Raw genomic sequence first — 12,781 nt, forward strand, 5'->3', positions numbered from 1 at the left:
GCATTATGTCCCGAGTTGGTAACAGCATCTCTCCTGCCATGGCGAACTATACCAACTATAGGTTACTGGTAACTATAGTTGCCCTGGCAGCTATAGTTACCGGCTTATACTTTTTGCTTCAGCCAGGGCAAAAAGAGACTATCCTTACCCAGGCTAAAACAAACCAAACCATCGTCATCACAAAAGGCGGCACCTACTCTGGTACCTGGGTATCGTACGACTCCGAAATTCCGGCCGTTGATATCCAGACCTCAGAACCTGTTATCATCGAGAATTCTATCGTTCGTGGAGCGGGATACCTGATAAAAAGCTGGGGCTATGCCTGCAACCTGACCGTGCGCAACACCGAAGGCTATGGACTGCCTCCTACCCCCTGGAAAGACTATACCAAACCGCGCTATTTTGTAACAGCAGATGTGTTTAAGAATGTAGTGGTAGAAAACTGCTATCTGGAAAATACGGCAGGCATTAATATTACGGTAGAGTACCTGGGCAACGGCTCCGAGGATGAAACTATAAAAATCCGCTATAACAAGGTCCGCAACATAGATGGCAGAATTTACGACACGCTTGAGACGGTAAACTTTGTGGGCCTGAACTTCAGTAACCCGATCCGCCATGCCGAGATTGCCTGGAACGAAGTGATAAATGAGCCGGATAACTCTATAGTTGAAGATAACATCAACATTTACAACACGCGTGGCACCCCTGACTCCCCCATCCGTATACACAATAATTATATAGAAGGCGCTTTCCCGTACCCGGCCAATGCTAAAGATTACTCCGGCGGAGGCATCATTTCGGATTCTCCTAAAACCGACAGTACCAAATCAACAGCTTATGTAGAGATTTACCGGAATCAGCTGGTGGGGCTCGGCAATTACTGTATCAGCGTGGCGGGTGGCAACAATATAAAAGTGTATGATAACACGGCTATAGTTTCGGGCCTGTTTGAAAATGGCAAGCGTTACAAATTCTGGACGAGCGGTATCTGGATAAAGGATTTCTATAAAATGAAAAGCACTTATAATATTGAGGTATCCAATAACAAACTAGCGGTAGTGGGGCAAAACGGCGGCTGGCGAAACGAGTTTCTGGATAGCCTGAAGGTAAGAGATTTGCGTCCTCTTAACCATTTTATCAAAGGAGAAGTAACCAAATCGCTGGAGAAAGAAGAATACCGTGCCTGGCGCCATAAACTACAGCAGCAAGCTATCAGACCAGGGCCTGCAAAAGGCTGATTCTGGACTTATCGAAACACAACAAAAGACCCGCTTACAAGTATAAACTACTGCGAAAATATCAACCCTAATTATCACCCTGACTATGGTTATAGTAAACTATAAAGCCGGGCAACTGGCAAACAGACTTTTCCATTTTGCGCATTTTATATCGAATAGCATCGAATACAACTATAAGTTAGTTAACCCATCGTTCAACGATTATAAGCAATTTTTTACCAGCACCTCCTCCAACAACTTCAACGGGCTCAAGATCAGCACCCAGATAACACCTGACGATAAACTGGATGGACTTATCCGGAAGTCGATGCTCGGGATGGGCAAAGTGCTGGTAAATCCACTGAAGAAAACACCTCTCTACCACTTCCATAATGTGCAGGATTACGACAAACAGGATGTGTGCTATGACATGAATGACCCTGAGTTTGTGGATTCAGCTAAAAAGAGACTCACATTTATAGATGGCTGGCTGTACCGCGACTTCAGGAACTTCCAGAAACATGCGCCGGTGCTGCGCAAGATCTTTACGCCTGTACCTGCTTACCAGGATCAAGTGAATCAAACTATAGCGCATTGCCGTGACCTGGGCGATGTAATTATTGGTGTACATATCCGACGGGGCGACTATAAAACTTTCCTGAATGGCTGCTGGTACTACGAAGACGACGTATATGCGGCAAGAATGCGTGAGTTGATGGAGATATTCGCCCAGCAGAATAAAAAGTGCGTGTTCCTGATCTGTTCTAACGAAAAAATCAATACCGACAACTATAAAGGCATCAACATAGTGACCGGTGATCGTCATTTTATAGTTGACCTGTACTGCTTGTCGCAATGCGATTACCTGATCGGTCCGCCAAGCACTTTTACCATGTGGGCCTCCTTTTATGGCGAAACCCCGCTCTGCACGCTAGACTCTGCTACGAAACAGGTAGCACTCGCTGATTTTTCTGTTGTAAAGGAAGGTTGATCATTTAAACTATAGTTTACAGACTTACCTTAATTGAAAATGCCACTCACACAGGTGGCATTTTTAATTGATGAATAGACAGCCTAACAACTTACCCAACCCTAAACATAGATACATTCAAATATTACAACTTAACAATATACAATTCGATTTATCGAATCGAACTATACTTTTTGATTACCTATATCGTTACTTTGGATTACCTTTCCCGTAAAATACAAATATTAGCTTTCTTTAATATAAAAATATCTAGCACTTTACCAATAACACTTATAATAAATAAAATATTAAACAAATATAAATTTACAAAGTTTTTTAAATTATTTGCAACCTTTTAAATTAGCACAAATAGCCCAAACAACTCGCCAAGGCTATTTTTGATGTTATTTTGCGATGTAAATTTATTTATTCAGTATAATTTTATTCAGAAAAAGAATTTAAAAGTGTAGCATTTGAAATGTTTTCTAGCTTATCTTTGCAACATCTTATTTATTAATCATTTACAATTTACCGCCTCCGAGTAAACACAATAGTAAGTAAGAGCAGATAGGGCAGATCGGATTGAAAAAGGAGAAACTGCACTTATTACAAAGCTCGCCACATTAGATTAATTACATTTTCAACTTTTAGCCAAAAGAAATGAGTACACTGACCTCTCAAAAAAGGAGGGCAGACAGGATTTTGTTTGCCCTTTTACTCTCCGTTCTAGTGTATGTATTGACGCCTACCTTTGCACAAGCCCAGACTTACAGCGGGCCGCTGGTTATTACCAAAGGTGGTACCTATAAAGGAAACTGGGAATCCAGAGACACTGAAGTACCTGCAATTGAAGTACGCACCTCTGAGCCAGTTATCATTGAATACTCTAACATCCGTGGTGCTGGTTACCTGATCAAGAGCTGGGGTTATAACTGTAATATTACGGTTCGCCACTCAAATGGTTATGGAATTACACCCGGCCCTTACCGCGACTACGTTAAATCACGCCGTTTCCTTACTGTAGATAACTTCAAAAACGTAGTTGTAGAGCACAACTACATGGAGCACACTGCAGGTATCGAGATCGCGACAAACTATACCGGTAATGGTACTACCAACGAAACGATCAAGATCCGCTATAACAAAGTGAAGAACATTGATGGCCGCGTTCACAATGGCCAGCACTCACTTACAAACTTCGTAGGTCTTAACTTTAAAGGAGCTATCCGCCATGCAGAAATTGCCTGGAACCAGGTAATTAATGAACCGAACAACTCGCTTGTAGAAGATAACATCAACATCTACAACACGAAAGGTACTTCTGATTCTCCGATCAAAATTCACAACAACTACATCCAGGGTGCTTACCCGATCCCGGCAAATGGTTCTAACTACTCAGGTGGAGGTATCATTACAGACGGTGACGGCGACATCAGCATTGCGCCAGCTTATGTTGAAGCTTATGAGAACCACCTTGTTGGCTTAGGTAACTACTCTATGGGTATGGCCGGAGGTAACAACCTGCGCTATCACCGTAACCGTGCAATTAACGCAGCTACTTTTGCCGATGGTTCTAAGTATAACATGTATACTTCAGGATACTGGAGCAATGACTACTACAAGAAGAACACAACCTTCAATAACTCTGTTGACAACAACGTAATGGGTATTGTTGCCTGGGACTGGCCTAACAACCGTAACGATATTTCGGTACAGGAATACGCAAGCTTCTCAAACAACACGGCGCTGCCAAACCCGATCACACGTCAGACTGAAGCCGACGAGTTTACGCGCTGGAATCAGAAACTACAATCAAATGGAATCGTGCTAGGTCCTAACGGATCAGGTTCGGGATCAACTACTGCTCCTGCTCCGGCCCCAGCTCCTACTCCAACTCCAACTCCAACTCCTGATGCTGGTTCATCAGTAGGTACTACTACTCCAGGTTCAGGTAAAATTGTATCTGAGATCTGGAACAACGTGAACATTGAAGCACCAAGCCAGATTCCGGTTGCCAACAAGCCGAACTCAACCAAAGAGCTGACTTCGTTTGAAGCTGCAACTGATGCCGGTGACAACTATGGCCAGCGTATCCGCGGCTATGTAACAGCACCAGTGTCAGGACAATATACCTTCTGGATTGCCGGTGACAACAACGCCGAGCTTTACCTGAGCACGTCGGAAGACCCGGCTAAGAAAGTGAGAATTGCCACTGTGAACGGCTGGACCAACCCACGTGAGTGGACCAAGCAGACCAACCAGCAGTCGGCGAAAATCACGCTGGAAGCAGGCAAGCGCTATTACATCGAGGCCCTGCATGTGGAAGTAGAAGGCGGGGATAACCTGGCCGTAGGCTGGCAGTTACCGAATGGTACGCAGGAAAGACCAATCCCAGGTTCACGTTTATCAACTATGGGTTCTACAGCTACTGCTCCGTCTCCAAACCAGGCTCCAGCTGTAACGCTTACAGCTCCTAAGTCAGGTACATCGTTTGCAGCAGGTACAGCTATTACACTGACAGCTACTGCAACTGATGCGGATGGTACAATCTCCAAAGTAGAGTTCTTCCATGGTACTACCAAGATCGGTGAATCAACTAAGAGCCCTTATACTTACAGCTGGGCAAATGCAACTGCAGGCACTTACTCTATCACAGCAAAAGCTACTGATAACGCTGGTGCAACTAAAACATCTGCAGCTGCCAGCATCACTGTAACAAGTGGAACTACAACGAACCCAACTACTCCGGCTCCAGGTACTTCAACTGGTGGCACAGGTAAAATTGTATCTGAAATCTGGAACAACGTGAACATTGAAGCACCAAGCCAGATTCCGGTTGCCAACAAGCCGAACTCAACCAAAGAGCTGACTTCGTTTGAAGCTGCGACCGATGCCGGTGACAACTATGGCCAGCGCGTGCGTGGCTATGTTACCGCGCCAGTGTCAGGACAATACACCTTCTGGATTGCCGGTGACAACAACGCCGAGCTTTACCTGAGCACGTCGGAAGATCCGGCTAAGAAAGTAAGAATTGCCACAGTGAACGGCTGGACCAATCCACGCGAGTGGACCAAGCAGGCCAACCAGCAGTCGGCTAAGATCACGCTGGAAGCAGGCAAGCGCTACTACATCGAGGCCCTGCACGTAGAAGTAGAAGGTGGTGATAACCTGGCCGTGGGCTGGCAGCTACCAAACGGCACCATGGAAAGACCAATTGCCGGTAACAGATTGTCGACGATGGGAAGCACTGCAGCACCTGCACCGACTCCTACGCCGGAAATAGCAACAGGCAAGATTATCGCTGAGATCTGGAACAACGTGAACACTGAATCGCCAAGCCAGATCCCGGTTGCCAACAAGCCGAACTCAACCAAAGAGCTGACTTCGTTTGAAGCTGCAACTGATGCCGGTGACAACTATGGCCAACGTATCCGCGGTTATGTTACCGCGCCAGTGTCAGGACAATACACCTTCTGGATTGCCGGTGACAACAACGCCGAGCTTTACCTGAGCACGTCGGAAGACCCGGCTAAGAAAGTGAGAATTGCCACAGTGAATGGCTGGACCAACCCACGTGAGTGGACCAAGCAGGCCAACCAGCAGTCGGCTAAGATCACGCTGGAAGCAGGCAAGCGCTACTACATCGAGGCCCTGCACGTAGAAGTAGAAGGCGGGGATAACCTGGCCGTGGGCTGGCAGCTACCAAACGGCACCATGGAAAGACCAATTGCCGGCAACAGACTGTCGCCAATGACTGCAGATATGGGCACTTTAACACTTGCCTCAACTGCAAAAGAAGATACTAACATTTCGTTCTCGGAAGTAACTGCTTACCCGAACCCGTTCAAGACAGTGCTTACACTGGATATGGGCAGCGAAAATGTTAAACTACAGGAAGTTGTTCTAATGACTCAGGCTGGAAGTGTACGATACAAAATCACACAACCTACACTGGTAAACAACAAACTGGAAATGGATCTGTCAGGAGTAAATCTAACCTCAGGTATTTACATCCTGAAGTACACAGATTCAAATGGAACTAGCAAATCGCTAAAAGTTGTGAAAGAATAACACAACAACATATTAAGGGTGTGCCTCTATAGGCACACCCTTTTTTTATAGCAAACTATAGCACAAAAGCCGCTACCTGTATTTAGTAGCGGCTTTTGTGTTTATAATACCAACTATAGTTTATAGTTACTCCAGTACTACAATTTTTCGGTTAATGATACCGTCTTCCAGTATCAGCGTCAGGTTATAAAGCCCCGGGCTGATTTTCCTGGATTCAACTACACCGCGCAGGTGTCCTTCCTTGCTGGCTTGCATCTTTTTCTCTACGATCTTTCTTCCGGTAATGCTCGTTAGGCGCACTTGAACTTCCTGGCCAGGCTTCAGTTCCGTCATCCACAAGTTAATGTGGCCCAAACGTGTCGGGTTTGGATAGGCTTCGAAGAAACGATTAAGTTTATGTTCTTCTTTCACACCAAGGGGGGTAGCACCGCAATAAGCTCCTTCACCACCGTTATAAGAATTGGTTATTTCTGCTTCAGTAAGTGCCCGGTTGTAAAGTTTAAGTTCATCTATAGCTCCCGTAAAATGATAGCCATCCCCGACAGGCAGGTGGGCTATATTAAGCGGAGCCGTTCCTTCAAAACCATTCTCGTAAACATACTCCGTTTCATCCACCTTCACTCCATCAACATAAAGCATGCTCTTGTTGTTGGCAGCATCGCGAATCACAGTTATCCAGTGCCAGTTGTTATCATTCAGTTTAGGGCCTTTCCCGCCAATGTGGGTACCCTGGTGGTTAATATCTTTCAGCATGAATACTGCTCGACCGTCAGGGTCTGTTCCGATCCACCAATGCATCTGGGAGTTATTATCATTGCGTCCTAAAATTACAGAGTTACGGTTTTCGGTTTTATTAGACCGCATCCAGAAGCTGATAGTAAACGGCGTATTCTTACCCCAGTTAAATCTCGATGCATCTGAAAGATCGACAGTAGCTTTGTTCTCGAACTGCAGTGCACCATGGAACTTACCTTGGGTAGATGTAGGGCATGTTTCGCAATGCGCGACGGAACCTGAAGCAAAATCTTTGACACCATCATCAAGTTCTGCTTCATCCATACCAAAATAGTGCGTTAAACCAGGCAGGCAGTTTGGCAGGTCTATTTTTCCGCTTGTGCCTACCGTTATATTTACCGGATCCGAAGTCTGAAAGTGCACCCCGTCATCAGTAACCTGCGCCGTAATGTTATGAGTACCATTAGGAGCATTCCGCCAAACCGCATTAAACGGTGAGGTAATGGACTCTGCTATCGGAGTGTTACCAGCATAATACACCACTTTGCTCCACTTACGCTTAGCATCTGCAAAGGTAACCGCCAGATTTACAGGTTTTCCCGGCTCAAAAACAGTATTAGCCGATGGTGATGCTATAGTTACAGCCCGTGCAATGCCGCCGCTGCAATCAGGGCGAACATCCACGTAATCTGATGTTGAGAGCCCGGCTGCATCTGTTACCTTCAGGTTTATGCGGTAGAAATATTCCTCTCCGTCGCAACCAACCGGCGAAATTGTTACCTGTGGTTCTTTTCGGTTATCTAAAGGCTCTGGATGCGTGTGCGTGTTATGATGCAGCACTACCTGCCAGGCATATGTAAGTTGAGAAGCAGCATGTTCTGTGTCTGTAACTTCTGCCCGCAGGTTATAAGTGGTCTGCTTTTGCAGGGTATATACCGTATTTGGTGCCGGGCTTATAATTTTAACTACGGGCGGCGTGTTATTTACAGATACTGTCAGGCGCGCTGTAGAAGTAGCCCCTTCTGGGTCGGTTACTTTTAAGGTAACATTAAAGTTCTTTAGCGTAGATGAAGTAAAAGTGTGTGTAGGGTTGGCCTGGGTTGAAACAGCTGACCCATCTCCGAAATTCCATTCATACTTCAGGGTGCCGCCTTCTCTGTCTTTTGATTCGCTGCCAGTAAATTTAACTGTAAGCGGGCTTGTACCATATAGTTTGTCTGCCTTTGCAACTGCCTCAGGCGGGTAATTGCCATCTGTATAAGACACCCGCATCACTTTAGAGGCATAGTTGATATAGTACAGGTTACCTGTAGCAGGGTTAACAGCAAAGTCTACAACTATAGCATCATTGTCTTTAAACTTGCGCACTGATTTAAGCCGGTGCTCAGAATCGAAAGTGGCCAGTTTAATCCAGCCTGCACCGTAGTCTCCGAAGAAGTATGAGTTTCTGTACTCAGCCGGAAAATCCGTACCGGTGTACCATACCCCACCTGTAGCAGAACTACCATAAAACTGCGGACCCTGCACGCCGGATTTAGCATCTCCCAGCATGGCTGTTGCAGCATCCTCTCCTTCAAAAACACCAACTCTGGCGCCGCCACTACCATTGCCCCATTCCAGTACAGGGCGTGCATGCACAAACTTTGGTACATTGTCCGGTATTGCCTGGTTCCAGTCGCAGAAGTTCCCAAAGTAAGGTTTCTGTGTACGCTTTGGTGCCTGAAGCAGATCTTGATAGGTAAAAAACTTCTGCTCACAACCATTTTTGCCATGCAGCGGATTGGGCGCAGAGGTATTGCTCATATCATAGGTCATGTAATATACCATCTGCTCTAATCCTTCATACATAGGCCATCCGAAGTTCATAGCAGGCCCCGTAGCCACGTTTATCTCCTCATAAGAAGTCCAGCCGGTATCGCTTATATATAAAACTCCAGGCTGTGTAGCACTTCCCGTACCTGGCTTAACCGAAAAGCGGAATGGATTCCGGAAACCTAATGCCCATACTTTAGAAATCGGCGCATCCGGGTTCTTGGCGTCATAAAAAGGGTTGCTCTGCACACCTCTGCCCGTAGCCGGGTCGATGCGAAGGATTTTACCATTATAAGATTCCAGTTGCTGTGATTTGTAAGCCCCGATATTTTCTTTCTGCTTGATGATACCATCTTCAAGGGCTTGTTTACTGTACGTATCTTTTACCGCATGTTCAAACGGATCATTTTCGATATAGCCATAGTCCAGTCCGCCGCCTGATGCGCCGTCCCCAGTCGAAACTAAAAGAGAACCATCTGCACCAAACACCAGGGAGCCAACTCCATGCGACTCAAACAGAACAGGAATACCATTGGTGTGGTTATGGCCAATCAGGATCTTGCGGCTGGCTGGGTCAGCTATAGTTTTGTTGCTACCGCCAGCAGTGTAGCGGGTAAGGCGGCCAATGGTAGCGTCGCGGTAATCATTTGTAACGGGGTTATAGCTGCTCTTGCCATGGTGGAACAGGTGATGGCGATCAACCACATACAGCAGGTAAATATAGCCGTTGCTTTCAAAGTTCGGATCTATCTCGAAGCCAAGTAAACCATGGTCGCCCCAGTCGCCTACTTCCTCGCTGATGTCAATCAGTGGTTCAGGTTTACGCTCCCCATTCTCTACAATCCACACTTTACCGGCTTTTTCCCAAACATACATGCGTTTGCCATCTTTCGAGAATTTCAGGCCTACCACCATGTTCCATTCCCCACCAATCTGCTCTTCTATAAAGCCATCGGGCAGTCCGGCACCAGATTGGGCAAATGCAGTAAACGGTGTAAAAATGCAGGTGAGCACAAAGGTAATAACTGCTAAAAAAGCAGCTTTGAATGCGCCTGAAGCTGGTTGTGAGGTGTAGTTGCTATAGTTATAATACTGTATATCTGGTTTGGTGTAAGAGGGGTAAAATTTGTTCATAGTTATTAACCTTAATTTACTTTGCTATATATCCTTCACCTACTTACTACAGCTCCTTGCTGGTAAGCACAAAAAGGTACTACTGCTCCGCCTGTTGTCGAAGCACCCAATCAACTATTATTATAAATTTTTAAGGTTCGCAAAGACTTACAACCAGATACCAGTTACCCCGTTAATCGAGCACAACCAGTTTCCTGCTTAGTTTTTTTGCTTTTGTAACTATAGTTACCAGGTACATCCCCCCTCTCAACTCTTCCGGAACTATAGCTTTCAGGTTCAGGGTACCATTGCCCTCTACCTGAACTTGCTGTACCATCAGTTTTTTGCCTGTCAGGTCTGACAACATAAACGTCGCCTGTTCGTCGGGCACCAAGTTAGTCACTTCCACGCTAAGCTCACCGCTCTGTATCGGGTTCGGATACATATAAAACATCGACATCAGAGTGCCTCCAAACTCAATGATCACAATGTTTGAGAATGTCCGGGCTCCGCTGCTCTTGACAATGCGAAGCCTGTAGTAGCTGGTGCCTTTCAGTGGCTGCTTATCGGTATAGTTATAGGCGAGCAGTGTAGAACTTGTGCCATTGGCATCCACTGTCCCTATTTCAGTAAAGTCGAGTCCGTTTTCTGAGCGTTCCACAACAAAATGTGACAGTTCATTTTCGGTTTGTGTTTCCCAGTTCAGCAATACGGACTGCCCCTGAAACTGGCCTTCAAATTTTATCAGCTCCACAATGCCGTCGAACACAGTTTCGTAGCGCTTGCGAATCTCAGCATCGCTTAATGCGCGGCCAAAAAGTTTCACTTCATCCAGGTCGCCTTTGTAGCGGTATTTATCCGAAAGGTTTAGGTAACCCATGTTTACCGGACTAAGCGATGCAAACCCATTTGCATACCGCACGCTGCTCTCCCCAACCTTTTCGCCATCTACGTATAGTTTGTTGATACCACCTGCGCCGTCACGCACGGCTACTACCTGGTGCCATTTACCATCGTTCAGCACCGGACCGCGGTTCTGCACCATGGCTCCCTGCCACATAATATCGCGCAGGTCAAAAGCTGCACGTCCGTCTTTTCCCATTCCAATCCACCAGTGCAGGTCAGAATCCATGCCCTGTCGGCCAATTATGACCTGGTTTTCGGATGGTGAAGCCGTTGTTCTGACCCATAGTTCTATCGTGAAACTTTCGTCAGGCTCCCAGTTAAAATTGTAGCTTTGCTTTACATCCAGACCGGAACTGGTACCATCAAAGCGCTGCCCCCCCGAGATTACACCCGGAATCGGAGCTGGACGCTCACCTGGTTCGCAGGTAGCATCATAAGGCGTATAGTAATCCTTAAAATGCTGGCCGCTGGTTTCGTGCAGCATCCAGTGGTGTCGCATTCCAGTGCTTTCATCAATGTTGTTCTTGACGTCTATGGTAAACGATTGCTCCGCTTGCCCTGCACTGTTTTTTACCAGCACAGTTACCTTATGCTTGCCGGCAGCAGGTGGCGTCCAGGTAATTTTACCTGTAGAGGCATTGATCGCCATGCCCGGTGCTGTTTCTTTTAAAGAATACACGGGAGCCGGATTACCGATGGCCTGGACATCGTAGATATAAGGCTGGCCAGCCACGCCAAACGTTACAGGATCAGAAGTTATAGTTGGGGCAATCTGCTTATTGCCGCAATACACGCTGGCGCCATTGTTATACCTGGCCCTGACTTCGTTCTCTTCGAGTGCCCGGTTGTAAACTATAATTTCATCAACAGCGCCGTTATAGCGGTAGCCGTCACCCAGATCGAGGTAGCCTATAGTTACCGGGGCTGAACTAAAGAAGTTATCAGAGTATTCGTAGCGGTATTCGGCCACTTTGTAGCCATCAATATAAAGCCGGTTGCGCATGTGCGTGCCGTGGCGCATAATGACGATATGGTGCCACTTTCCGTCATTTATTTTCTTTCCTGATTTTTCGATCCAGAAACCAGACCGCTGCATATCGTAAAGTTCGAACATGGCATAGCCTTCCGGATCGAGGCCAACCCACCAGCTCATGCCGGAGTCTTTGGCTGTTCGCCCCATAATCACGCGGTTGTTTGGAGCAGAGCCTGTAACCTGCACCCACATTTCAATCGTGAAGCTATCGTAGTGCCCCCACTCAAAACCTTCTTTTTCGTTAATGATGAGCCCTTGGGAGGTGCCGTTGAATTTCTGACCACCGGCAAACATACTGGCAACTGGCGAAGGGCAGTTAGTGCATTCGGCTTTTATGCCGGAAGCATTGTCGGTATAAGTTGGGCCAGCAGCCTCATCCAGAGGAAAATAGTGTACAATACCCGACGGACACTGCGCCTGAACGGAATTAGCCAGAAAAAAAGTAAATGCAATTATAAGACTGACACAAAACTGAAGTCGCCGGTTTGCTGCAACCATTGGGTGGGATACCTTCAGGCTGAGACCGGAAAAAAAGCTACCAATAAATGCGTAACTGTAACTATATGTCATTTGAACAATGTCTGCTTAATAAGGGTAATCAGTAATGCTTTGAAACAACAGGCTGCTTCTTGTATAGTTTGCTGAAGCTACAGTATCTAGTTGGCTTCAGAAGGAATGTATCTGGTGCGTAAGCTGAAAGTATTAAGGTTCCTATTTATTGGAAACTTCTTATATTACGGGGTTTTGCGTTACAGGTTTATTCAATTTAGTGAACGAAATTGGTACTAATTTTAAGCAAGTTCACACACATACAATTTAATTATCAGCCAGTTACGAAATAAAACAAAAAATAGGTATCTTCAGATTTACAAATACCCCGAAAACGCCATCTTAAATTTGTGCAACTTTTATATTAATTAT

General features: G+C 46.1%; 5 protein-coding genes. 3 read left to right on the plus strand and 2 right to left on the minus strand.

The genetic code is table 11. The features are described 5' to 3' along the window. Positions 1–5: 5 nt before the first annotated feature. From GXP69_RS15880 to GXP69_RS15890, 3 genes are all read left to right on the plus strand, one after another. Complete coding sequence (locus GXP69_RS15880; protein WP_235925769.1) at positions 6–1,241, plus strand: glycosyl hydrolase; 1,236 nt, start codon at positions 6–8, stop codon at positions 1,239–1,241. Positions 1,242–1,326: 85 nt separating this feature from the next. Next, complete coding sequence (locus GXP69_RS15885; RefSeq protein ID WP_163916110.1) at positions 1,327–2,211, plus strand: alpha-1,2-fucosyltransferase; 885 nt, start codon at positions 1,327–1,329, stop codon at positions 2,209–2,211. Between the two features lie 639 nt (positions 2,212–2,850). Further along, positions 2,851–6,261 carry a PA14 domain-containing protein gene (locus GXP69_RS15890; protein ID WP_163916111.1) on the plus strand — a complete coding sequence of 1,137 codons (3,411 nt, stop codon included), beginning with the start codon at positions 2,851–2,853 and terminating at the stop codon, positions 6,259–6,261. Between the two features lie 126 nt (positions 6,262–6,387). On the opposite strand, the gene GXP69_RS15895 is transcribed toward GXP69_RS15890, so the two are convergent. Continuing rightward, positions 6,388–9,942 (minus strand): LamG-like jellyroll fold domain-containing protein, encoded by a 3,555-nt coding sequence (locus GXP69_RS15895; protein WP_163916113.1) that lies wholly within the window; start codon positions 9,940–9,942, stop codon positions 6,388–6,390. Between the two features lie 172 nt (positions 9,943–10,114). Then, positions 10,115–12,358, minus strand: coding sequence for a LamG-like jellyroll fold domain-containing protein (locus GXP69_RS15900; protein ID WP_204282062.1), 2,244 nt, complete (start codon positions 12,356–12,358; stop codon positions 10,115–10,117). Positions 12,359–12,781: the final 423 nt, after the last annotated feature.

The sequence above is a fragment of the Pontibacter burrus genome (assembly GCF_010686685.1).
In the GTDB taxonomy this organism is placed as follows: Bacteria; Bacteroidota; Bacteroidia; order Cytophagales; family Hymenobacteraceae; genus Pontibacter; species Pontibacter burrus.